This window comes from Bradyrhizobium sp. WSM2793 (assembly GCF_000379585.1).
Lineage (GTDB): Bacteria > Pseudomonadota > Alphaproteobacteria > Rhizobiales > Xanthobacteraceae > Bradyrhizobium.
This window is the reverse complement of record NZ_KB902803.1, coordinates 1-24799: the sequence shown is the minus strand read 5'-3', so window position 1 is coordinate 24799 and position 24799 is coordinate 1. Positions and strand designations below refer to the sequence as shown.

The window sequence follows — 24799 nt, the reverse complement described above, 5'->3', positions numbered from 1 at the left end:
GAGGCGATGACGATCATCGTTGCAAATCCCCGAGCCTCTCGGCGCACGTATCCGCATCACCGCGCTGCTGCATACCTCGGGTTCGGCGATGACCCACCATCCGCACATCCACATGATCGTGCCGGGTGGCATCGGCGGCGAATTCAATAATCGTTGAAATATGGAAAAAGTGAATGCCGTGGCCGCCCTCTCCCGGGAGAATCGCCTCTCTAGTCGTCGACCAAACCCAGCTTTTTGTCTGAGCGGTTAAAGCTTTTCCGGGGCGCTTGGGCCGTCTGGCATGCCGGCAGAAGAGGGACCCGTCGCCTAGCAAGCCCCTTTGCCTGCCGTTCCGTGATCCGCTTGCCAAACTCGGTGACGCCCCACGATGGGAGGCAGCCTGCTGCGCAAACATGGCGCCATTGCCGAGCCAGTGCCGGAACAGTTCATACAATTCAGGATTAGCGCGTTCGCTCGCGCTCATGAACCATCTGCGTATTCCAGGGATGGTGATCAGCGATTCCAGGCGATCGCGATCACGGATTCCAGACGATGGTGATCACTTGCGGAGGCGAACACGACTGACGCGTTAATGTGTGCTGGAAATAGTCTTCCTGGTCAAGACTGGCGGAAGGGCTTGGAGATCGCTCCGGCGATCCATGGGAGGGCCCCGCGCGCGGCGCGGAGTGGCCCCACGAGCGACGCAGCGGCGCGCGCGGGAGGGACCTGTGGGGCCGGTTGTGATTCAGTCGCGAGCAGGCGCGAGTGTACAGAGCTCGTGACGAATCATCCCGTCAGATCTTCATAAGCCCAGATCTTCATAACCGATGAAATCGCCACTCATCGCGTGGTCGCATCGCCGCCCTCAGGGCTCGAGCGTGCAATGCCGATTGTCCTATTTGCGACATGCTGTCGATCCCGCGAGAGGCCGCTTGGATGAGCAAGCATATAATCAAGCTGTCGCAGTTGGCATGTGCCTTGAAGGGGAGAATCTCATCGATTGCTCGGGAGTGCAGGTATGGCTTACGGGATGATGGGCTCTCAGTTCATGGTGTGGATCGGGTCCGAGTTCGGGTGCTCCAATCTTCGCATAACGGCTCGCGTATGAATTTGCCTCTGTGATCGGCCTCGCTCGAGCCCGATGCGCGCCGTCACCGTTGCGCGATTGCGGCGATTGTCCAACTCTGCGGCGGCACCTGCAGCCTCTCCTTGGCGCTTATCGTGCGAAAATCGAGACCGCGCTGGTCGTAGCCCTGCGTCCAAGCCGTGGTCCATTTTCGCGCCTAAAACGTGCGGCCGCGGGAGGCTGCCGGTGAGCCTGCATCGCGGGCTGAGCGCGAATTCCGGTCAGGAACCGGCCCGTGAATGAGGCGGCACGTCGTTCGCCGACGCAAACGGCGGCATGATTATGGACAAGATAGCCAAGACAAGGCCGGTATCAATCTGGCGACCAGAAGTGACTGGACGGACGGCCATCCATCGTTTCGCTGTCGAGCTCAGCGAAACCGCGAAACTCGCGTGGCCAATGGTGCTGACGCAGGTTGGGCAGATCGCAATGATGACGACTGATCTTGCCTTCATCGGGCGCATCAGCGCTGAGGCGCTCGCCGCGGCAGCGCTGGCAGGCCGGTTCTATCTCATCAGCGTCACCTTCGCCGTGGGGCTACTAAGTGCCATCGCGCCTTTGGCAGCGCAGGCGTTTGGGGCGAATAATCTAGCCGCGGTGCGGCGTACGCTGCGCATGGGCTTATGGACAGCCCTGGTCCTGTCGTTGCCGATCATAGCTGTGGCGCTGCGAGCAGAGCAAATATTGCTTGCGTTAGGCCAGGCCCCGGATGTGGCGCGGCTTGCCCAGCAATACCTCTGCGGATTAGGCTTTAGCGCGGCTCCGGCACTGGCGTTTTTGGCTATCCGCAGTTTCATGGGGGCGGTCAATCGGCCACAGCCTGTCTTCTGGATTACGCTATCAGCCATCCCCCTCAATGCCTTGCTGGTCTATATGCTGGCCTATGGGAAGCTTGGGCTGCCCCGGCTGGAGCTGTTCGGGGCAGGGCTTGCGACCACGGTGGTGAACTGCGGCATGTTTTTGGCCGGTTTGTGGTTCGCTGCACTGCGCCAGCCGTTCCGTGACTACCATGTGCTTGCGCAACTCTGGCGTTTCGATTGGCGCGCAATGCGGCAGCTCATCGCAATTGGAACGCCGATCTCCATCGCGTCATTGATCGAGTCGGGACTATTTTGGGCCACGTCGCTGCTGGCCGGCTTGATCAGCACCAGTGCACTGGTCGCTCATCAGATCGTGGTTCAGATCGCCGCGATCCTGTTCATGATTTATGTCGGCGTTGGCACGGCCGCAGCCGTGCGCGTTGGCCATGCAGCTGGCCGCGACGACAGTGCAGGCGTCAAGCGGGCAAATCTGGCCGCGATGCTGATCGGTATTGTCATAGCTGCAACGCTAACCCTCGCGCTGATCGCCGCGCGTTTTGAGATCGTCGAGCTGTTCCTGGGCAGATCGGCCGGCGATTCCGAGGCAACGATCGGTCTCGCTGCAAAGCTCCTCATCGTCGGCGCAACCCTCTTTATCACTGACGCCGCCCAGTGCATTGCGGCAGGCGGCCTGCGCGGACTGAAGGACACGCGGGTGCCGCTTCTGTTTGCGGCCATTGCTTGGTGGCTGATCGGCTTTTCCCTTAGCTATTGGCTCGGTCTGAAGGTCGGTTTAGGCGCCATTGGTATATGGATTGGCTTGTCGATCGGAACGACCATCTATGCGGCGCTCCTCGTCCTGCGGTTTCGCCACTTGACAAGCCGCGCTCACTGATGCGCGCGCATCACTGATGCCAAACGGCGACGATACGCCAGCTTGCTTGCCAATGCGACGAGGTCGAACGCAAGACTGGCTGAAAATTGAACGTTGCTCTTCATGGCGCGACTGCGAAGATAGGTAAGAAGAGATAGCAACTAGCATCGTATTCTTCGATCGTTTCATTTCAAAAAACGATAACCAAAGTGGTTAGCTCGTTTGAGTGCGAGTAGGAACCTCAAAGTGTCCTTTGATGACTTGCAGGCTTTCAAACTTGTCACTATTGGCAGAATGGCTCAACGGGTCCCTCCCTTCGAGAGCAAAGCCCGCAAATCGTGCGGCCCAGCGGCGCGCACCGGGCGTCGATGGAATCACCGTTAGTCAGGGATATCAATTTTCAACACGCCGACCGGTATCTGCAAGCTCCACAGCTGCGGAATTCCTCCCAAGCGCACGAGATGCATTAAGCCGCCACGCGAAACGACCCACATCAGCCACGATTCCTGGCTCAATCGCGGTGGCGACCAGATCAGGATTGGCTACGGCGGCGAGCAGATCCGCTTGGACGCGGCATTTGCCAATCTTGCTTGCGAGGCCAAGGCGACCCTCGGCTTGTTCGATGTCCTGCCTAACGTCCCGCCGGGGTTGGGCGGCCCTCGGGGCCTGTGATGAATTCCGAGGCTTTGCGCTGCGCCCGGAGACGTGCATCAGGCGACCATGCTCAGACCAAATTGCTGACACTGCAGCCGCTGTCCAATCCAACTCGGCCCAGACCACGGCTGAGGAGAGCTGCTGGCGCTCGCGAGCCGCTAAAGCCGGCTCGGGGCCGGTCGACACGCTGGCCGGGCGTTGGTCAGCATAGCCGGGAGCTCCGTACCCGCATTGCGCTAGCGTGAGCGATCAGCGTCGGCTCCAAGTCGATGGCGCTGGCGCGTCAGCCAAGTCCTGGGCGCTCCCGATCCGCTACCTCCCAGCTAGACGAAAGCTTTACGATCATGTTCGAACGACCGCACCGGAATCGGGTTCTCATCGTGCTGTTCGACGGGCTTCGACCCGATCTCGTCAAGCCATCACTAACGCCGAATCTGGTCAGGCTTCAGCGCCGCGGTGCGGTGCTGGCCCGGCAGCGCACCGTCTATCCCAGCGAAACACGAATAGCGCTCACGAGCCTCGTCACGGGCGCGACGCCGGATCGCCACGGCATCGTTGGAAACTCATATCTCGACCGGCAGTCGTCCATTCCGCACTCTGTCGACACGAGTGACGCGCGCCTGATAGAGGATCTTGATGCCGCGAGCGGCGGCCATCTACTAGGTGTGCCGTCACTTGGCGAGATCCTAGCGGCGAACGGCAGGACCTTCGCGGTGCTGGCTTCCAACTCGGCGGGGGCAACGCGCCTGCTGAATCATAAGGCTCGAAAGTTCGGCCAAGTGACGCTCTCCGGTCACTTCCCTTGCATCGCGACCTCGGCCGAGACGCTCAGAGAAGTGGAGACTCTGCTGGGGCCGACCCCGGCGCCCCCGCCCACGGGCACCCCAGATCTTGCCTCTCAAGCCTTTCTGACTTCAGCGTTTCTCGACCTAATCTGGCCTCGGCTTCGTCCCGACGTTACAATCCTCTCCTTCAGCGAGCCCGATATCTCCTCGCACGATTGTGGAACTGGCGCGCCAAAAACGCTTGAAGCAATCAGCTTTGTCGATCGGCAGTTTGGCCGCGTGCTAGATTGGTGGGAGGCTGAGGGCTTGTCCCAAGGCGTGCACCTGATCGCCGCGTCCGATCATGGACACGTGACAGTACATGCGAGGGCCGATCTATTTGAGACGCTTGAGGCTGCGGGGCTGCGCTGCGGCCTGACGCCGGCGGCCGGGATCGATGCGATGGTCATACCTGGGCAGGTCGGAGCAATTTACCTCACCGAGCCATTGGAACCCGTTATCCGCCGCGCGGTCGGGGCGATGATCGAAAGGCCCTGGTGTGGACCGGTGTTCACCGCGGGTGGCGCGGTCGATGGCATTGCACCGGGCAGCTTTGCCCGCCATTTGGTGTTCGCCGATCATGCCCGATCGGCAGACATCCTGTTCTCATTCCGGTCGGACGACCGACTCGATCCATTTGGCCTTAGCGGCCGCACTTGGAGTGCGGATGGGCCTGTCGGCTTCGGAGTGCACGGCGGGTTGCATGCCAAGGAAATGTCGTCGGTCGGCATTTTGGCGGGACCGCTGATCAAAGGCGACTTCGTCTCACAAGTCCCCTCGAGTATTTGCGACTTTGCGCCGACAGTGCTCGGTCTTCTGGGCCTCTCGCGGCCGGCAACGATGACGGGTCGTGCCCTCGCAGAGGTCTTTATCCATGATGGAGAGGACCTGCCTAGTACGATTGAGAAGATATACGAGACGAGCAGCGGCGCATACCGGCAGCACCTTCGTCGCGTGCAGGTCGGCGAGGCCGTCTATCTTGATTCTGCTGACGTCGTAGCCGGTCCCAGCAACCTGACGTAAAATGAGCGTCGATCCGCAGACCTCATCAGGGGGGAGTCGCGTTGCGTATCTCGATCTGTGATCGATGGTGGAATTCGTCGAAAAAGTCGAAGGAGCGCGAAATTTATGCACTGACTCCAGGGTTACTGCATCAAATCAAACCCACACGTTTGCTATCCTGCGCGAACAAATACCATCCATCGGGTAGGGCCGATTTAGTGTCCAGTCAACAGCGGCCCCGTATTCGAAAGGGGCTAGAATGGCCACGGACGTACAAGTACAATGCATCACGAAACATCCTAGCCATCACGATCCGCATGCGCGCATCCAAGGAATTGGAGGCGTGCACAACGGGCAGCGATGGTGGATGACAGAGGACGACGCAATCCGTCACATCGAGAACGGCACGTACTCGTTTTTTGTCATGGTGAACGGCAGAAGAGTCGATGTCGTCGTCGCCCAGCACAACGGGCGAAAGTATCTCAAGACGACGGCAGACGGCTACGCGCCGAACAATCTTCTGAATCTTCCGGAATGCCCTCGATAGATTCAACTGGCGGCATGAACCCTGATGGCTCTAGCGACCGTGCGAGTGCTTCCTGAGCGGCGTATAGCCTTGCGTGGCGCTCGCCTTCGGCGACGCTGAGCAAGCCCTGTATGAGATGTAGTTCACGCCGCACGAAGCTCATTTGAAATCTCACGACTTGGAATCCCGGCGCTTGCCGGGCTTCTTCTTCACCACAAGCTCTCTGACGACTACAACGCACTCATTTCCAAGATTCCCGGAAGCTCTCAGGAGGCAGGATCCGCAGGCTTCTCGGTTACCAGCGATGTCTTCGCAGGTTGTTCAGCGACAGGCTCAGGGCCTCCAGAACATACCAGATTACGTGGGCATGAAGATCAGTCGCCGTGTTTTACATAGTCGCTCCGGAGGATGTGGTCGCCGACCGTGCGTCGAGAAACGCGATTTGATTGCGCGGTGCCTTGATCTTCTTTGATTCCGCTCGACCGGCCAAATAGAAGATCAGCGTAATGGAGTTTGCTTGGCCCGCTCCGGCGGAGCCGTGGCCTGTGCCTTTCGCGCGGTGCCAAAGAAAGTCTAGGGGAGCTGTCCCGGCGAATTCGAAAGCTCGGTACCGGGGGAGGTTGCGCTAATCAGAAATGACTTTCAGCGCTTCCACCAAAAGCCTATTGTCGTCTTCAGTGCGGCTTGCGATGCGCAAGAATCGTTTGCCATTCTGAAGCGTCTTGCCGCCATTGTGCCTGATCAATATCCGTCTATCTTTTAAAAGTCTTGAGGCGATCACGTCCCCATCCGGAAAATGGGGCGGGAGTTCGCAGAACACGAAATTTGCATCTGGCTTCAGAACTCTCATTCCGTCGATGCTGCGCAGGTCTGCGTACAATTTGTCCCTGTCGCTGCCCACCCTCATCCAACTCTGTTTTGCCGCGTCCGACAGGTGAGGAAGCTTGCTTAGAAAAAACTCCGCAAAGGTGTTGACATTCCACGTGGGCAGGGCAGCTCTCATTTCGTTCATCATCTGTGCATTTGCCGATGCCGCATACCCGATCCGCAAACCGCATGTCCCGTAAATCTTTCCGAGGCTTTTGAGAACGATAACATTGGGAAATTCGAGCAAGTGATTTTCCAGGCTCGCACTTCGCCCGACCTCACTAAACTCGATGAATGACTCATCGATCAATAGGAGTTGCTGTTGAGCTCGAAGCGCGGCAGCGAGATATAGCAAATCCGCATAGGGAACGGCCCGCGAAGTTGGATTATTCGGCGATATCACGACCGCGCCGTCGACACCATTTGCACGCGCAAACGCTGCATAGCCGTGCACATCGAGTTCAAAATCTGGCGGTGGCAGGATGAAGCGAGACAGCCGCCCGGGCAAGGCGGTGGTTTCATAGGGATTGAAGGTTGGGACCGGGACCGCAATCCTCATACCCAGTCGACCAAGAAGGATGGGAATCAGTTCAGCCACGCCATTGCAAATGACAAGATTATGCGCTGGAATCTTCACCGCATCCGCAAGAAGCTGAACCAGCTGCACATTAGGAGAGGGATAGCAAGTGATAAGCCGCGGTAGAGCGTCCTTAAGTTCGTCAAGGAACGCTTGCGGCGGAAAATAAGGATTCACCAGAAGGACGAAGTCCTTGATGTCATATTTCCAATAGCCACCGGGGAATCGGTTGACGAGGTCAGAGACGTCGTCCGACCTAAGCGGTACGTTGATTTGTGCAGTGCTGTTCATGAGTGAGACCAGCTGAAATGTTTCAGGGCCGACGAAAATTCTATAACGATCGCGTCCTCTCGATTAGCTCACGGCGAACAACCATCGGTCAGCGCCGATTCGCGTGGACAGTTGCCCGGCAATAAGACTGGGGCGCGCACATTGCGATTGGCGAGACTAAACGTCATCACGTGACCTGCATGGTAGGGAAGCCTGCAACACGCAGCAGCTCACTCGCTGCATCATACTTCCATCCGCAATCAAAGGGACCGACTGGCCAAAGCCGCCGATGATGCGACTGCGAAGATGCTTATTGCCGCATACATTGTTGCGCTGAGTGGTGGCACACGAACAGGCGCGACATGCGCCATAGCGAGCAGCACGAAGCCAATGCTCACGACGTCGGAAAATGCTTCAGCAGGAATGAGAGGTTTAAGAAGAAATAAGAGCGCCAGGAACGGCACGTCGTAAGACAAAGGAACGCCTAAGAAGCACCCATCGCACGACCGGCCAAAGTTCGCAAAGTAGCTAAGCCTTATTGCACCAGCGACCAGTAGCATGGTTGCGGTCGCAAGGGCGAGCGGCGAGGCTTGGCTGACTTGTACCACAATTACCGCAGGCAGAACGGCTCCATAGACAATATCGGCGAACCCGTCGAGGCTCGCTCCCATCTTTGCAACATCTGGATCGCGCCCCTTCGTACGACCTGCCACAAACCCATCGAGGTGGTCCGATAGAACAGCCCAAAGCGCTACTGCCACAGATAGCTCGAGGCGCTCAGAGAGAGCAAGAAATAGGCTGGTGGAGGAAAAGAGGAGACCTGTGATTGTTATGGCGTTCGCTGGATCCCAAAGGTATTTTAGCATCGGACTCTCACCTAGTCTGCAAATCACGTCTCGGCGTGTAGGCGTTCATTCGATTCCTGAAAATGCGCTCGGCAATTTGCAAATCCTCAGCATTATCAATTTCGTACCAGCTGAGGCCATCGCATCGCGCCGCTGCGAGCTGTAAACCTCGTCTTTCTATCAGATAACCCAAAAGTTCTTCGGTGTAGGTCTGCCTAGCCCCGGCAGCGATGATATCGTCCAGCGTCGGAACGATCGTTGCCTTGAGTGTCGGCGCCGAGAGACGTAATAGGTTCATCGTCTTGAATAGCTTTGGGCCATCCGCAACAAGATTTGACGCCGTTTGCTTCATTCGAAAGCCTGAGATGAAGCCGTTCTGCGACAACAGAACCGCTGATCCTTCCATGGAATCATCGAAGGGAACGACTGCAGCCACGTCAGTCCCCCGGCAGATAATCAAGTATCGCAACGCATCCTCTTCGAAAAAGACGTCGGCCTCGAGAAGAAAGCAGTCTCCAGAGAGAAGAGCGTCGCGCGCCAGCCACAAAGAATAGGCGCTTCCGGTGCGGTCAAAAACAGTCGACTCGACATATTTGATTCTGAGTCCGCCAAAGCGGCTGCCGCAGGCATACTGAATGGCGTCTTTGCGGTAACCCACGACGATCGTCACCTCTTCCACGCCGACAGTTTCCAGATTGCGCAGAGCGTTGTGAAGAATCGAAGTGCCATTGACCTCGATGAGCGGCTTCGGCCTCAGATCTGTCAGAGGACGCAGGCGAGAGCCGCAGCCAGCAGCGAGAATAACGGCGTTCTTGGGAGCATCGATCACCATTTAGTTCCTTTTCGTCGCTCCGCTAAGGTGAAACACCGACGAGTGTCTTCGCCCGCAGCGTATGCTTGCTGAAGCGAAATCAAGCCTGCCGGAGCCTTGAAACTCAACTCCAAGGGTGAAGGCAGACAAATGGTCCTCGTCGGTCCTTTTCCAAAGAGGAGGGAGGCCATGGATCCGGTACCTCGAGCTGCTGCCCAGATGGCAAAATGTGTATTTCGGCCGAGTGAGGCGTGCTACGCCATCTAAGGACATCTCAGTACAGCGATAGCCATTTGAGGTTGAAGTCGCACCTGGCCAGCTAGCAGGAAGTCCAGGACGGTAGGTCTTCGGCAACGAATATGCTCCTGTGTCGAGGAAGCCTATTTGAGCAATTCAGCGTGGGGCCGCAGATATAACGCTTCCGCACGGGCGAGTTCGTCGTACTTTAAAAGTTCGAAGACTTCGTCGAGAGTAGCAATATTCGGCTCAACGCTCGCGGTGTTTTCCTCAGCGATGATGCGACTGCAGACTTGCCGCATTGCCGCTATTGCCGCTCGCATGGAGTGGTTGGCCCAGATCACCGTGGAGATGCGGGTTTTACGGTATACAGAGATCGGTGTTCGGTAGTATTTCGTCGGAACGATCACGACGGGCAATCTGTTCTGCCAAGCGCGCGCGAACGAAAGGATTTCGTCCGCGGTGCTTCTTCGCGAATGAATGAGGATCGCATCGGCTCCCGCGTCGGCGTAGGCGTGAGCGCGCAAAAGTGCTTCGTCCATCTCATGCCCAGCGATCAACGCCTCGATCCTTGCCACCAAAACCAAGTCGTCTGCGGCCGTATCCTTCACTGCCCGGAGGCGGCCCGAGAATTCGTCGATATCGGCGAGGGGGTGCCGATCCCCAACAAACGAGTTCATCTTCGGAAAACAGCTGTCCTCCAGTGCGACGCCGGCAGCGCCGCGCTGGAGGAGCTTGCGCGCCAGCAGGCGAGCATTGTTGAAATTCCCGAAGCCGCCATCTCCGTCGACCAGGACAGGAAGTTGGCTCGAATCCACGATCCGCTCAACGGCGTCGACAAGCTGGCTCCACGATGCTTCGTTCGCGTCGCGGTAACCTAGAGAGCAGGCAATCGACAGACCGGACGCCCAGAGCCCCTTGAATCCTGAGCGCTGGGCGATTGTAGCGGACAGGCCGTCATGCGCCTCCATCAGAAACGAGAGCTCACCATTCGAGCAGACCTGGGCACGAAGCATTTCAACAGGCGATGGCCGAGTGCATTGATGACCTGCCTTGGGCCGAGCGGATTGTGGTTGATACTTCATACAGGAGTCCTGGAGGCCGGCCTTCAATTGGCGCAAACCGCACTGCTCATACCTTTTTGTTGTGATGCCGATCAATGACCAGCGCTGGTAGTTGATTGGGACGTAAAAGCTTGCATGATCGCCATAGGATGGGCGCCGAACGCGGGGCTGTTGTGATGGGCGGATCCGAGCCGGCACGTTGGAAAGGAAAGCTTTGGTGCAAATGAATGATCTCGGCTCGCAAGCCGGGTGCTATGGCCCTTCACAGAGCATTCACCCTTGGCGGGAGGAACGCCTGGCCAAAAGGTGATATCCACGTCACACAGATGTTGAGCAAATATCGACTGCTACGGTTGTCGTAGTTGCCGCTGTTGCGTTTGCGACATATGTCGCAATCGCGTCGATTAGTTGGGTGGCAGTCTCCGGAGAAGTGAACCGGAAATCTCCCAAGATCTTGTCCTGCCGCGAGAGTTTCCGGTGCCACTGACTGGTATGGCATTTGCTGATCTCCTTCCACGTCCTCTCGGCTCCAGGAGAAACTCATGGCGGATGTGCAAGAGGTTGTGCTGTCGGAACGGGAAAGACAGTGCTTGCGATGGGTCGAGGAGGGGAAGTCATCCTGGGCCATCGGAGTCATCTTGAAAGTGAGCGAGAACACCGTCAACTTTCACGTCAAGAATGCGATGCGAAAGCTGGAAACGACCAGCCGTACCCAGTGCGTCGTCAAGGCGCGCCGTCTGCGTCTTATTGAGTAACGGCCGCGGTTCCGTTGCCGCTAATGCAGATCTAGCGAAATGTAAGGGGCGACTGTGGGTTGCTCCGGCGGGCTGCGAAGCGAATTACGCGTCCGCAGCTGTACGGCCATGATACATTGCTGTTACTATGAACAGGGCGTGCTTCGATTTGTCGCCGATCGTCACTGCGGGGCGCCGCGGACCACTAGGCAAGGTGAGATCATCGGCGCATAACGCTCTTGAAAGCTTGACGGCCGGTCGGAGCCCAGTGTCAACGCTGTGATCAATTGCGAGAATTGGTAGGTGATATCAATGGAACGTCGCTGCGGATGAGATGGCGTTTAGCCCGCGAACGCATTCCACCTCAAGATAGCCCGATGCAGATAAACGGACGAGGTCTTTGGCGCTATGCTTACGTAGTGAAACTGTTCCAAATGGAACAGTCGATGGCGCGTCCTTGGTGTTCTCCTCTTGTGTCGTCGCACAGAACGACTCAGGGCGGGTCATGTTCAGGTGCATGACCATGTAACGCTCATCGTGCGGAGGCAATGATTGGCCGATGATTGTCGTTCGATAAGCCTCTGGGGTGCCTAATTGAATGCTTGAAGTGGGCACGCTGAAGAAAATGGGCTGGCCGCGGTTGATCCTGCGACGATGAACGAGTGCCCCGGCTTCGACAGGGCAGCAGGTGCAGAAGAACGGTCACATCCTTAATGTTCTGCAGTTCACGGACTGGGAATATCGAGCTCGATCTCACGCGTCACTTCGATGATGCTCTCTGGATGGCGTCCGTTCTTGAAGAGAGCGTATTTCAGAGCTTCAGCGCGGTTGATAAAAAGCCCGCCAAACGCGCCCCGTTGTTCACGGGCAACCCAGTTGCCGGCCCGATTCCTACCGACGAACACAATCGGCGAAGCGCAGTCACTTGAATGAGAGTCGAGGACCTGAATCACCATGTCCTTTCGGTGAGATGACAGCTCACACTCATGTGGAACAATCCATTTCGGAGGTGCTCCGGCTGGGGATCGTAAAGCGATTGTTGAGCTTTCGTGCTACTCACATCGCGGCATTTGAGAACCAGCATCTACGACTTCAAAGTATGGCTATTAGCCATCAATCGGCTCTGGCCTTCGCGGGGGGGCAATGTTCATCAATCTGGAAGGAATAGCTCAAACGGGAACGGAGTTCTCCTATCAGATCTGAGAAGAAAGGTTCCGCGAGTTTGCGCTGCCCGAGCGCGCCAGCGGCGAAAAGTCCCGTGTGTGTGCTTGCGGGGTGTCGCTGTTGATTTGGGGCCAGACGATGCGGTCGAAGCTTAGGGATTTAATACGTCCCTCGCAACTTCGGCTGCTTGCAGGTCTTCATTGATTCGGAAGGGAAGATGTTCACCTTCGGCGTATAGTTGATACATACGGCAACGCTGCGCGAGATGGAGAGCGGGCGGCCCCGAGGATACGCGGTCGGGCAAGCGACTGACCTTGATCACGACAACTGCTGGTATGCCGGGTGGGATGACGGGATGCTCGTTCCTGATCCACTGCCGTCACTCGCGTCCTTCACGGAATGCTGCCGTCTCGCATCCCCGTCGGCGCAAACGGGGTGCAGCCGAACGATGATTGTGTCACGCTGCGCTCCCTCGCACAGTGTTCAGTGACTTTCCGCAACATCCGCGGCTTGTTACCGTGGTCGATCGAGAGGTAAATGTCGCATCAAATGAAGCGCTGTGTGAAGCCGGCATTCTGCTCAATTAAGGCGGTGCACGGGTTGAATCTGCGGCCGTGGTGGGAGCGTGCCCCGCTAACCGCGCGGACCGCATCGCGCGGCTGAACGACGACGCGTCAGCGTTACGACAACCGCCAGCTGACCTACCCGGGTATCGCCGGCGATCGGTTACACACCGCCGGCTACACGGCGCAAGGGGAACGATTGATTCGTGACAGTGTGGCCTTTCCCGGGGGAATTGCCTCAACTTCGCGCCACAAGAACCGAGAGGACGCAGAACGCCAGTCGCGAGTTGCTAGCTCGCCTGTTCTTCGCCCAGAGTGCGGACTGATGAGGAGGCATAGGCAGCTGAGACAAGCTTGTAGCAACAGCATGCTTTCTCTTCGAGCAATCTGTGTCCATCGATCTGCAAGACGCCCCGCATCTTGCGAATCAGCCCTTGCTCCTCGAAGCGGATCAAGGTTTCGGTCACCCCGGCGCGGCGAAGTCCCAGCACCGAGGAAAGGTAATCGTGGGTGACTGGCAGCACGCGGGCGTCAACAGCTTCACTGGCAAGGCACATCCAGCTCGCGAGGCGCTGTTCACGATGGTGCCGAACCCCGCATAATCCGGTCTGGACGCACTGGAATGTCAGCGCTTGAACGAACTCAAACAGATGGTCGCGGATCTCTGGATGCGCCTTCATGATCCGACGAAGATCCTCGACACGAATTCTGTGCGCGCTTCCGGGGAAGACGACGACAGATTGATGGGTTGAAAGATGTCCTCCCCACAAGAAAGAAGTACCGACCGCGCCCCGATAGCCTATGACTGCCGTTTCGAGCATACTGCCCGCGGCAACAACTCTGAGCGAGACGAGGCCGCTCTCCATAAAGTAGACGTGCTCGACCGGTCTTTTTGGCTCTTGCAGAACCATCCGTTCTTTCAAGACGACCGGATCGAGGCACTCCCCTAATGCCGCAAGCTGTTGGATAGAAAGACGCGCCAAGATTACGTTCTTCACAAAGGGCCGTTTCGCAGGACGGACCGGAAGAGAACGCAGAGGCTCCGGTCGTGCCCCAGGCAGCTGCTTGAGAGCTCTATCTTGAGAGCAGTCAAGCACTTCGAGGACGGCGGGCACGCGATCGGTCATGGTCCCTCTCCCGGCAGGAGGCCTTTGCTAGCCTGCGCCTGACCGTAACGAGAACGTGATTACAACTGTAGCAACATCTTCATCTTGATTGATGCAACGAGTAGCTCAACGGCGCCCAAATCCCGCGTTGAGGGGCCTGTCTTCGACGAATTTCGACCAAGCGAATGGAGGCGCTCGCGCCGGCTCGGAATCAGCGCGCGACATTCTTGCTTTTGCACGTTGTCGTTAGCGATACGATGATGACGTCCACGACATTGCCGTATGACCGAGCCTCTATGTGCGCGTCTTTCTTGCTATCCCTGATTGAGATCCCAAGAAGTCACCGGAGAGTGGAACGATCAGGTCAACAACTCGATAGCGGGAGCGAGACGATCGCCTGCATCGGTGCAATCAATCGTCTGGGGGAAGCTCAACCGGAACAGCAAATCCAATCTTTACGCGATCCAATATGACCATGCTCTTGAAGCTCTTGATGTCGCGATTTTCGTAGAAGAAGCGCCGCGTGAACTCCTCGTACTCCTCCATGGACCGCGCGGTAATATACAGGACGAAGTCGGCATCGCCCGTAACATAAAAGCCGTTGACGACGTCGACTGATGATTTGATGGCTTTTTTAAACCTATCGATGATATCGGCGCTTTCCCGCTCCAAGGTTACCAGTGCAAGCACTTGAATAGGTCGTCCGACCGCCCTTGGCGATACAACCGACACGTCGGCCTGGATGATGCCCTCCGAGCGGAGTCTCTTCAACCGTCGTTGGCACGCGGTAGGAGAAAGCCCGGCCATCTCGCCAATCACATCTGAAGTCAGACGGTTATTCTTTTGCACGATCTCGAGAATGCGGGCATCTATCCGGTCGTACTGCATAACCACCTCCAGCATGAGACGAATTTCGCCGCCAGATGACCACTCCGCGCAGAAAATCCTCGAGGGTGAAAAATACGACGAAATCTTCCGTGACAAAGGCCCAATTTGATGGGTGTTGTCGCATAGCACTATCAAAGTAGGGAGGAGGGCCTTGCCGTCGGCATTTTGCGGCGCGGCAGGGAGCGAAGCCGCAAAGCCGGCCTTTCGGATGAGATCCGGGCCTTCGTTTTCGACAAAGATGTGAACCAAAGCGAAACCGAAGCGCAGCCGAGCCGTGCCGCGTGATAAATTCGTGCGGAAACGACATCTTGATTGAGGTTAGCCAGCTACTCGCCCGCTGACGAGCGCGCGACAAGGCGCCGTTTTGCCTCCGAGAGGTGAACCTTTGGGTCGACTTCGTCCTGCAGCTCGATAACAGCCGACCCGCAGCTCATTCCATTTTGCTCGACCGGTCAGCTTCTCGAAAGCTAGACCTACCATCCTGGCGAAGTGGAGATATCTCGGGGCTGATCTGCGACTGCACCAAACGTAAACATCGTCAAACGGAGTTGCGAGATGGTTCGAATCCAAGACACGCTCGATACGGCAACGTTAGACTCCGGCAGCACATCAGCCGCCACTGGGCAAGATGAACCCATAGGTCAAGCGGCCTTTGACCAGCGCCTTGACGAGAGACCGCAAGAGCAACAAGCTAGTGCAGGTCCTTCCGATCCTAGTGTATCGGACGAGGTGGAGGATCGCCTTGATGCTGTCAACCAGCAACCCGATTTGAAGCTTGTCGTCATTTCGAACCGCGTTGCACCCTTCGACCCCAATAAACCCCAGACCGGCGGGCTCGCCGCGGCTCTCGAGCCGGTGGTGGAACGTTCCGGCGCGGTTTGGATAGGCTCTTCGGAGACCCGCGGCGACGGGATCGAGCGGCCCCTGCCACTGGTGCCGACTGGTGCAGGCCACGTCGCCAGGCTTGATCTGCCGGCCGCGGACCATCCTGGCTACTATCGAGGTTATTCGAATTCAACGCTGTGGCCAGCATTGCACTCCCTACCGGACCGGATGTCGGGCTCGGAAGAGGATTATGGCAGCTATCGAAGGATCAACGACTTCATCGCGCGCGCGGCTTTCGACGTGCGAGATCGAGACGCATTCTGGGTGCATGATTATCATCTGCTCCCGCTTGGGGCCGAGCTGAATGACCTCGGCATTGAGCGGCCAACCGGCTTTTTCCTCCATACGCCATGGCCCACGCCCGACATGATAGAGTGCGTACCCAACCATCGCGAACTGATGAAATCGATGCTGAAGTACGATCTGCTCGGCTTTCAGACGAACCGGGATCTGAACAATTTCCTGGCCTGCCTGCGAACCCATTTCGGGCTGGAGAGCAAGGATGGCATTGTAACCACGGAACGTGGCCAGACGCGACTTCAAAAGTTCCCAATCGGTATCGATCCCGAGCAGTTCGCAGCGTATCTTGCGGCAGACCTCTCTCCTGCAGAGCAAGAAAAAGTCTCGTCATTATTGGAAAACTTCCAAGGCGCCAAGTTTGCCATCGGCGTAGACCGGCTCGACTACACGAAAGGCATCGATAAACGGGTCGAAGCGTTCAATCAGCTTTTAACGAAGGAGCCGCAGAGCATCTCGCTGTTACAGATCGCCCCGTCCTCGCGCGCCGACGTCGACGAGTATCAGAAGTACAAGGAGGACGTAGAGAATGCGATCAGCCACGTCAATGACGAGCATGGCACAGGCGAGTGGAGGCCGATCCACTACACGAACGATTCGTTCAGCCAGGCTGCGCTCGTACGTCTTTACCGCGCGGCAAAGATAGGTGTGGTCACGCCGCTGCGGGACGGCATGAATTTGGTAGCGAAAGAATATGTTGCTGCCCAAGACCCGAAGGATCCCGGCGTTCTGGTACTATCGAAGTTTGCGGGGGCGGCTGAAGACTTCAACGAGGACGAGGCGCTGCTGGTGGATCCAAACGATCCCAAAGAAATCGCAGACGCTATTTCAAGAGCGGCCAACATGCCGCTTGAGGAGCGTGTCAGGCGCTGGCGGTCGATGATGGATAAGATTGAATCCTATACCATCCACGACTGGTCGGCGGACTACGTCCGGGAGCTGGACAAAAGCCGTGTCACCGTTCCGGCTGATCAGTGCCTTATTCTCGGTCGCGGCTGGACCAACGTGGCTTCGATGCCGCTGTTCCGGAACCATGCCGAGGCGCTGGCCACCTATAACGAGATCGACCCCGCGGATGTCGTCCTGAAGGAGGCTGCCTATGCAGACGAGAAGAAGGCCTATGAGGCGTTAGAGGCCCGACTGATGCATACACAGGGCAGACTCTGGGATCTGCCGATACCCACAGCTTCGCTCAGCGGTCGTCCCGAACAAGAGCCCGGTGCCGGGGAGGACTGAGCAGACGAGGAGCGCAGCACGGCAGATTACGCTGTTCTGCAGCAGCACAGAGGAACAATCCAGATCTTTAGCGCTGACGCGGTTCTTGCAGGTTGCGCAAGCCTGGATGATGACCGGGAACGTTGAACGAGCTGCATCAAGGTATCACGCGAGTGATCCATAATGGAACGGGAGGTGTGCAGCCAACGCGTTGTTCCGTACCCGTAAACGACGCTTCTGCAAGTGGCGTCGGCATCAGCGAGCTTTGGTCGTTCCGCGCCGGAAAGTGGCGGCTGCCTGTTGCAATGGAGGGCCGCAACAGCACCGTTAAAACAGAGCAGCATGGCTCGCACTCGCCTCGCGCCTGCCAAGCTGCTCCGCCAGCAGCGGGCATTCTCGATCGACATCTCGCCTCTTCGTCCTTCGCGTGGTACGCCTTCGATGAAGGACCACGGGCTCGAGCGCCTGTTGCCGCCGGTGGATTCAGGATCATTTGAGCCTGACCCTAGCGACCATAAGAACTGCTGATGACAGCTTCGTTTCGTCATCTTATCGAAACATAGAACCTGACCCGGCGCTTGAACCCGTTTGGCTAGAGGCTCGAGCTCAAGAACTTAGAGCCGTAGTCGGTGCTTTTGCCCTCATCGTCTTGAGTGCAATCCTCTGAGAAACGCGCTGCTCTTTGTCATGACGACCCCGTGGACAAGTCTGCCAAATGAACTCGCTCGAAAAGCATTGCGATTGGAGGCGGGGGCGCATTCCGTTCTTGGCAGCTGAAACCGAAAAACCGGTGCCGTCTGACGGACTGTCCGGCCGACACGCTGTCGATATCTGCTCGGCAACCAGTGTCGGGAAGCGGACATGGTGCTGCAGCCGGAGCGGCTGAAACTTGCGACTTTAGCCGGCACGCAGTTTGCAATGAGTGGTCCGCGAGATAGCGCAAGCGCTATGTCATGCGCTTGCGTGCTTTCCGCCGCTTGTGCTTGACGCGCCAGGCCTGCGAGCGCAGCCCTTCGACCTCTTCGGGAGAAAGTCCATGAACACGTCACCCCGCTCCGCCGCGCGGCCTTCGACTGCCCGCGCCACCTCCACGGCGCTTTCACAGGAGCAAACGGCTGGATACGCCACTGATGATCCATTCCTCTGGCTCGAGGACATCGAAGGACAAGGCGCATTGGCTTGGGTTCGCGCCGAGAACGAGAAGACGCTCGGGGTGCTCCAGTCAGATCCTCGCTATCGGCACTTCTACGAACAGGCGCTCTCCATCCTGCAGGCCAAGGATCGGATCGCGTATGTTTCATTAGAACGGCGCGGTTTGGAGAATTTCTGGCAAGACGAGAACCAGGTGCGCGGCGTCTGGCGGCGCACCACGCTCGAGAGCTATCGTAGCCAAGACCCAGACTGGGAGACTATCCTTGACGTGGACGCCTTGGCCGTCGCCGAGAAGAGGAATTGGGTCTTTCAAGGTGCCAGCTGCCTTCCGCCTGAAGAGCGCCTCTGCCTCATTAGTCTTTCCGATGGCGGCAAGGATGCCGCGTCCATACGAGAGTTCGACCGCGACGCCAAGACCTTCGTTGCGGACGGCTTTTATCTTCCAGAGGGCAAGCAGCACGTCAGCTGGGTCGATGATGACACACTCCTTGTTGCACGGGACTGGGGCGAGGGGACTTTGACGCAAGCCGGCTACCCTTTGTCGTGAAGGAGCTCAAACGCGCTCAGCCGCTCAGTGAGGCTCGCGAGATCTTTCGTGGCGAACCCACCGACGTTCAGACGCACCCCTTCGTGCTTCGTGACAGCGAGGGTCAGATTCATGTGACCGGCGCGACCCGCATGATCAGCTCTTTCGAGTACGAGTATGTGGTCTTCCGCACCGCTGGACCCGTCAAGCTCAATCTGCCGAAGAAGGCCGCGATGATAGGACTAGTGGGTGGTCGCCTGCTTGTGAAGCTTGACGAAGAATGGACGACGCCCGGCGATATCAGCTTCGCCGCCGGATCGCTGATTTCGTATGACCTGGCCGAATGGAAACAGAATCCGCTGCGCGCCAAGGCCTCGCTTGTCTTCCAACCTGGGCCCCGCCAGGCCCTGAGCGAGTTGGCCGCCACAAAGAATTTGTTGATCCTGACGATGCTTGAGAACGTTCAGAGCAAAGCGTTCGTTTATAAGTACGATCAGGGAGCTTGGTCGGCGACGCCAATCCCGCTGCCGGAACATACAAATGTCAGCGTGTCAGCCGCCTCCGATGAAGCGGACCAGGCCATGTTCACCGTCTCGAGCTATCTCAGACCAACGTCAGTCTGGTATCTTGATGCCGAAACCAAAAGCCTTGAGGAATTGAAGACGACACCTACTGCCTTTGATGCGTCCAATCATGTCGTAGAGCAGTTCGAAGCGACTTCGCGTGATGGCACGTCAATTCCTTACTTCCTGGTGCGACCGAAGAACGCAAGGTTTGACGGCGCCATTCCGACACTTCTTTATGGTTATGGCGGGTTCCAGGCTTCGCTTCTGCCCTCTTATCTGGGACCGGTGGGGCGGCTCTGGCTTGAACAAGGCAATGCCTATGTCGTTGCAAACCTGCGTGGGGGCGGCGAGTTTGGCCCACAATGGCATCAAGCGGCCCAGGGGGCAACGAAGCAGACGACATGGGATGATTTCATTGCCGTTGTCGAGGACCTGATCCGTCGGAAGATCACAAGTCCGCGCCGGCTAGGCGCGGTTGGCGGCAGCCAGGGCGGCCTGCTCGTTGGCGCCGCAATTACCCAACGCCCCGAACTCTTCAACGCGGCGATCATCCAGGTGCCGCTGTTTGATATGATTCGATACACCAAACTGGGCGCGGGCGCCTCCTGGATCGGCGAGTACGGTGACCCCGCCATCGCCGAGCAGCGTGCGTGGATCAAAGGCTACTCGCCCTACCAGAAGCTGGTGGCGGGCAAGACTTATCCCGTTCCCTTAATTCTGACCTCCACGAAGGACGACCGCGTGCATCCAGCGCACGGCCGCAAGGCTGCCGCGAAGCTCGCCGCGCTGGGCCAGCCTTACTTCTATTACGAGAACATCGACGGGGGACACAGCGCCGCGGCCAATCTCATGGAATATGCACGTGAACTGGCCCTTGAATTCACCTATGCATCGAGGCGGCTTTGTTTTGAGTAAATTCGATGGCCGGGCTGATCGAAGCAGATGAAATCGAGACCATTGGTTATCTCAAACGTCTTCACGTTGCTCAGCTGAATTCATCGAACCCAAGGCGAGAGAGCTGACGAGCCGCCGGCGGCGCGATGAAGCTCGTCAGATGCGCAAGTTACCGGTTTCAACAGCCTCCAGCGGTGGCGAGCGGGTTTCCTGGCTTCCCAAACACAACATGACGAGCGGATGGTAAGTTGTCAGATGCGCTTCCTTGAGGATTGTCTCGGCAGACCCCTGTCGTCCGAGAATGGCCCCGGCGTGCGGCTGACATCCAAAGGCGAACAGCTAAAGCGCGGCCCTTCGAGTGTCTTCGTGCTTGAGGAAGCATGTCACGTATCTTCAATGCAGGCATGCAGCGGATTGATGATCCTGCCTCCAGGCTGCGCGAAGGAGTTCACGGCCGTCCTGTTGTTCAACGTCGGTCAGACCCATCTGCTCTAGCTCGGCTCCGGATGAGTGCGGCGTGTTCGAGGCTCCGCAACTGTTCTGTAAGCCGGTAGCGCGCGACGAATGAAGCGAAAGGTGAAAACGTCATCCGGATCCTGAAGCCTTGAAGAGAAGTGTCGTCGAGGTCAGGGCACTTTCTGTCGTTTGCACAATGCGGCGGCAGCTAGAGCCACGCGATAAAAAAGGCACGTGATCTGCGCAGCGACGCGGGGCGTCTCTTGCCGTCCGTCTTGATAGACGGGAGACTCTTCGCTAGATCACAACGGTTCACTATGGAGATGCCGCCGTGGCAATGGGTATTGTGAAGTGGTTCAATTCGACCAAGGGTTATGGGTTCATCAGGCCTGAGGACGGAGGTCCCGATGTTTTCGTGCACATCAGTGCCGTCGAAAAGGCTGGCTACACCACCCTCGAAGAGGGGGCCCGGGTAAGTTATCAGCCCAAGGCCGGGCGTTCGGGCAAGGTGTCAGCTGAGGATCTCCGGGTTGGCTGATCCGATTAGTCTCCGGAAACTACTCTCTGCAAAGCGTGTTCTCGCACCTGTCCGGCGATGCCTTGTCACGGCGCGCCGAACCGTTTGGCCTTTCGACCGTCTCTTGCAGCCATGAGACTGTCTCGCAAACCGCAGGACAGCCTTGATCTCCTGAAGCGTCGACCGATCACCGCCGCCAGAGTTACAGGAGTTGCCAGCCCGCTCGCAGTGTGAGCGTGGCAAGATATTCCTGCCAGCGGGCCACGAACGGTCCGAATCGCACGCTCGTGACCAACCCGGGAAGTGCGCGCACACCTTGTCGCAGCTAACAATGGACGGGCTGGTGCTCCCCTGTCCAGGCGTGATGCATGTAGCTCATGAAGGTGCTCGCACAATCGGGTTCATCCGTTATGGACCATACTGGCCGGCTGCGCTGCGGCTGCAGGTCTATTTCTGCTACGCTGATGCCGCGAGCCTTCGAGGGCCGGTGTAAACAAAGCCGCATCGGCTTGATGCGGCGCGGCGAGGTCAAAATCCCATGGCGCCAGCGCTCGGGGTTAGCCAATATAGTTGAGGTAAAGGCGCCATGTTGTTGACGATGCGCGCCTGACCTTGATCCACTACAGGGGAACTGCACAAACACACAGCCGATCGGAGACACGGCAAGTGTCCTTCCAGCTGACCGTCCTGAAAGTGTTGCCGGCCAGCCTGCCCGGCGGGCTTCCGTTGCCGAAGTCCGACGCGCCGTGGAGATCTTGATGAACAGCGGCCATGACTGGCCTGATCGCATGAAGCGGTTGGCCGAGCACGCGCCGGACCTGAATATCTTTTCGGCGAAGTTTGTGTTCGCGATGCTCTCGGCTGGGAAATTACACAAGACGGGCGGCAATTCCTCTGTGCGCTCGAAAAGGCCTTCTCTCAAAGAGAGCGGCCCCGATCAACCGTCGATCTCTCGTCCAGCGAAGTCGCTGCACTGAGCGATCACGCATGCCGCAAAAGCACTTATTTCCCCGCGCAGTCGCCGTTAGAAGCCGCGGCGACGCCGCAGAAAAGACGGATCCGATCGATGTCCGGGGTGAAGCAGGGGTGCCTTGACTGTCACCCGGACCGCGTGCGAGGCGCGCGCCGCACTTAGCGTCGGTTAAAAATACGGTGGTTCTCTCGCAGCATCGACGAAACTTACATTCGTTGTTGATTGGCTCGTAATGATTGTTCTTTTCGCACCGGCAAAATCTGCACGTAATCCGCGGCTAGATAACGCGCTGATCAGATTGCCTGTCACTGTGAGACATCACGGGCCATGGTGAAACTCTGCATTTCCTCCTGACCGCTTCACTGTAATCCGCCGAACAGGACCGGCTCGTGCAAGGCCGTCAGGGTGGAACGGGCAGGAAGAGGCATCATGCTCTTGCTGAGTGACGCGAGCGCTTGCTTCCAGGGCCAAGGAACCGCGGAAAAAATCTGCTGCTACGTAACCTGCGTCATATGCAGCCCAACTTCCCAACCGGCTATTGGAGGCAGTTTCAGGGGCTGCCGTGGACGACGAGCTTTGTAAAGACAGGGCGCGGACCATGCGAGAACTTGCTGAGCAAGCTGACCCGTTCATCAAGAAGCGCTTGTTGGAGCTGGCGGCCAATTATGAACGGCGCGTTGGCCAGCAAGAAAAAATTGATCCAGATCGGGCTGATATGCCGGCACAGAGATCACCCCGCCGGTCCTAAGTTGCGAGATGGCGCTTACGAGCACAATCACTGGGCCGCGATATTTACGGTGATGCGCTTGCTGATCCTCGCGCGTGACACCCAATCTCGAGGCGCCGGCGCGACAGGTCCAACGGTTCGTTGGGAAGCTGAGAGCCCGGCTTGGTTGGTAGTGGTATCCCACTGGCCATCGATCTGAACGCTGTAGCCTCACAACGTCAGTCGCCCAGCCTTTCGCCGCAGAATGATTTGGCCGTGCTCAGCGCATTGCGGGTTGCAATGTCTCGCCGTAGATCGCAGCACCTTCAAACAATAACTCCATGCTGATCAATCGGGTCCTCACTGATGCGGTTGACGCTGCGAAGCGCGAGCCTGGCATTAAGGGGCCGGCGCCAAATCCGGCGCCGGCGTCGGTCCTCACCAGCAGGCCTGGTTGCTCGAGAGGAAGTCTCGAGTTGGCCAAGATGGAGCCTTTCAGTCAAACTTATAGGAGGCCTGAAAGAATGTACCCCAGCGGTCCATGCTGTACTTCGCAAATGCCGGCGGGGCCTCGACGCATTTGCTGTCGCTACCCCTGCACAGAGACTCGCCCCGCCCTTTGGTCCACATGGCCCAATAGCGGCCACCGACGCCGACGCTGATGTTGTTGGTGATGAAGTAGGACAGCACGCCTTCAATCTGGATTCCGCCGCCACCATTGCCGCGTTGTTCAGCAAAGGTGGTCTTGTCGCGCAAGAGGTGATAGTCGCGGCCCTTGAAATCGGTCCAGGGCAGGTACGCGATATCAGCGCTCACGCGCCAACGCTCGGTCAACATGGTTTCGGCGCTCATGCCGATCCGGGGCGCATTCCATTGAGTATCCTCGCCGCCGATGACCCTGTTGTCACCCGGCCTAAGACATGAAGCAAGGGGGTTTGCCATCTGCACGCATCCCCTCGAGTCCGAGCTTTGGCCGTAATAGGTCCAGCCTATAAATCCGCCGACCTTGTAGTCGGTACCGCGCAGGAAATCGTAACCGACGTCGGCCGTGTAATAGGTGAACCTTCCATTTGCTTGCCCTGATACCGTGTTGACATACGAGCCGCCCCAATCTTCATCGTTCATGTTTCCTTTGTTGAACTGCCCGAGGCCAATATTGCTCTTTAAGAACACTCCCCAAGGGCTATCAAGGCGGCCAAATAACTCTCCCGAAAGTCCGTCCAGTCCATGATACGTGAGCCTCGATCCCAGTACGCTGGGGTCTTCAGGCCAGCCATAGGGAAATGCGCTGTGATCCCACTGGAATCGTCCCCGGCTCAGCCAGAGCCGCGAGCCGCCTTCGAAGGACCAGCCGGGCGCGTAGGGAATGGGCGGCACGCTGGCGGGTGCCTTCGTGTATGGCGACGTATCGGACCATTGCGCCGCCTGCCGGTCGGCGTCAAAATGGTAGTTCAGACCAATCTTTCCGATGTGATAGTTGCTGGACAGGTTAGTTGTGTTCGGCGGCAGAATTGCAGACGGGAACTGGACTGTCGCAGCGGCCGCGACACTCGGTCCGCCAAAATGCAGATAGTCATACTCGACGTTCACCGACCATGCAGGCGTAACGGCTTGCTCGATGCCCAGACCGATGACGCCACCGAGACGACCATCGTCGAAATGCGTTTTGCCCTGTGGCCAGCCGCCTTCATAGTTGTTGAC

17 protein-coding genes and 1 pseudogene are annotated in these 24799 nt (G+C 57.8%); 10 read left to right on the top strand and 8 right to left on the bottom strand.

Annotated features, from left to right (window positions below; translation table 11 throughout):
• Nucleotides 1–28: 28 nt before the first annotated feature.
• The 4 genes and pseudogenes from A3AS_RS45780 to A3AS_RS0131355 all read left to right on the top strand — a co-directional run.
• A pseudogene (locus tag A3AS_RS45780) lies at nt 29–130 on the top strand (transposase); the annotation flags it as partial.
• Between the two features lie 1251 nt (nt 131–1381).
• Nucleotides 1382–2800, top strand: coding sequence for an MATE family efflux transporter (locus tag A3AS_RS0131370; RefSeq protein ID WP_018321451.1), 1419 nt, complete (start codon nt 1382–1384; stop codon nt 2798–2800).
• Nucleotides 2801–3777: 977 nt separating this feature from the next.
• Nucleotides 3778–5280 carry an alkaline phosphatase family protein gene (locus tag A3AS_RS0131360; RefSeq protein ID WP_157644436.1) on the top strand — a complete coding sequence of 501 codons (1503 nt, stop codon included), beginning with the start codon at nt 3778–3780 and terminating at the stop codon, nt 5278–5280.
• Between the two features lie 238 nt (nt 5281–5518).
• Nucleotides 5519–5806, top strand: coding sequence for a DUF3892 domain-containing protein (locus tag A3AS_RS0131355; protein ID WP_018321448.1), 288 nt, complete (start codon nt 5519–5521; stop codon nt 5804–5806).
• A 604-nt stretch (nt 5807–6410) separates the two neighbouring features.
• Here A3AS_RS0131355 and A3AS_RS0131350 read toward each other — a convergent pair.
• The 4 genes from A3AS_RS0131350 to aepX all read right to left on the bottom strand — a co-directional run bounded on the left by A3AS_RS0131350 (nt 6411) and on the right by aepX (nt 10408).
• Nucleotides 6411–7520, bottom strand: coding sequence for a histidinol-phosphate transaminase (locus A3AS_RS0131350; RefSeq protein ID WP_018321447.1), 1110 nt, complete (start codon nt 7518–7520; stop codon nt 6411–6413).
• Nucleotides 7521–7759: 239 nt separating this feature from the next.
• Nucleotides 7760–8365 (bottom strand): CDP-alcohol phosphatidyltransferase family protein, encoded by a 606-nt coding sequence (locus tag A3AS_RS0131345; protein WP_018321446.1) that lies wholly within the window; start codon nt 8363–8365, stop codon nt 7760–7762.
• Between the two features lie 7 nt (nt 8366–8372).
• Nucleotides 8373–9176 (bottom strand): phosphocholine cytidylyltransferase family protein, encoded by an 804-nt coding sequence (locus tag A3AS_RS0131340; protein ID WP_018321445.1) that lies wholly within the window; start codon nt 9174–9176, stop codon nt 8373–8375.
• Nucleotides 9177–9535: 359 nt separating this feature from the next.
• Complete coding sequence (gene aepX, locus A3AS_RS0131335) at nt 9536–10408, bottom strand: phosphoenolpyruvate mutase (protein ID WP_018321444.1); 873 nt, start codon at nt 10406–10408, stop codon at nt 9536–9538.
• A 590-nt stretch (nt 10409–10998) separates the two neighbouring features.
• Here aepX and A3AS_RS0131330 point away from each other — a divergent pair.
• Nucleotides 10999–11211: a response regulator transcription factor gene (locus A3AS_RS0131330; protein ID WP_018321443.1), complete on the top strand. Its 213-nt coding sequence runs from the start codon at nt 10999–11001 to the stop codon at nt 11209–11211.
• Between the two features lie 704 nt (nt 11212–11915).
• Here the strand turns inward: A3AS_RS0131330 and A3AS_RS0131325 are convergent.
• The 3 genes from A3AS_RS0131325 to A3AS_RS0131315 all read right to left on the bottom strand — a co-directional run bounded on the left by A3AS_RS0131325 (nt 11916) and on the right by A3AS_RS0131315 (nt 14911).
• Entirely contained in the window at nt 11916–12146 is a 231-nt protein-coding gene (locus A3AS_RS0131325; protein ID WP_018321442.1) for a hypothetical protein, read from the bottom strand.
• Nucleotides 12147–13207: 1061 nt separating this feature from the next.
• Nucleotides 13208–14044, bottom strand: coding sequence for a Crp/Fnr family transcriptional regulator (locus tag A3AS_RS0131320; protein WP_018321441.1), 837 nt, complete (start codon nt 14042–14044; stop codon nt 13208–13210).
• Nucleotides 14045–14434: 390 nt separating this feature from the next.
• Nucleotides 14435–14911 carry an Lrp/AsnC family transcriptional regulator gene (locus A3AS_RS0131315; RefSeq protein ID WP_026202554.1) on the bottom strand — a complete coding sequence of 159 codons (477 nt, stop codon included), beginning with the start codon at nt 14909–14911 and terminating at the stop codon, nt 14435–14437.
• A gap of 555 nt (nt 14912–15466) precedes the next feature.
• On the opposite strand from A3AS_RS0131315, the gene A3AS_RS0131305 reads away from it, so the two are divergent.
• The 5 genes from A3AS_RS0131305 to A3AS_RS0131285 all read left to right on the top strand — a co-directional run bounded on the left by A3AS_RS0131305 (nt 15467) and on the right by A3AS_RS0131285 (nt 22396).
• Nucleotides 15467–17329, top strand: a complete 1863-nt coding sequence (locus A3AS_RS0131305) for a trehalose-6-phosphate synthase (protein WP_063707622.1) — start codon at nt 15467–15469, stop codon at nt 17327–17329.
• A 1015-nt stretch (nt 17330–18344) separates the two neighbouring features.
• Nucleotides 18345–19007 carry a hypothetical protein gene (locus A3AS_RS49365; RefSeq protein WP_245283324.1) on the top strand — a complete coding sequence of 221 codons (663 nt, stop codon included), beginning with the start codon at nt 18345–18347 and terminating at the stop codon, nt 19005–19007.
• A complete protein-coding gene (locus A3AS_RS0131300) occupies nt 19004–20467 on the top strand; it encodes a prolyl oligopeptidase family serine peptidase (protein WP_245283323.1) in 1464 nt (487 codons plus the stop codon). The genes A3AS_RS49365 and A3AS_RS0131300 overlap by 4 nt, the downstream gene beginning before the upstream one ends.
• A gap of 766 nt (nt 20468–21233) precedes the next feature.
• Complete coding sequence (locus A3AS_RS0131290; RefSeq protein WP_018321436.1) at nt 21234–21440, top strand: cold-shock protein; 207 nt, start codon at nt 21234–21236, stop codon at nt 21438–21440.
• A 737-nt stretch (nt 21441–22177) separates the two neighbouring features.
• The gene (locus A3AS_RS0131285; protein ID WP_026202553.1) at nt 22178–22396 is read left to right on the top strand and encodes a hypothetical protein; all 219 of its coding nucleotides are present in this window, start codon (nt 22178–22180) and stop codon (nt 22394–22396) included.
• Nucleotides 22397–23593: 1197 nt separating this feature from the next.
• Here A3AS_RS0131285 and A3AS_RS44065 read toward each other — a convergent pair.
• Nucleotides 23594–24799, bottom strand: a 1206-nt coding sequence (locus A3AS_RS44065) for an omptin family outer membrane protease (RefSeq protein ID WP_018321435.1), incomplete at its 5' end; no start/stop codon positions are given.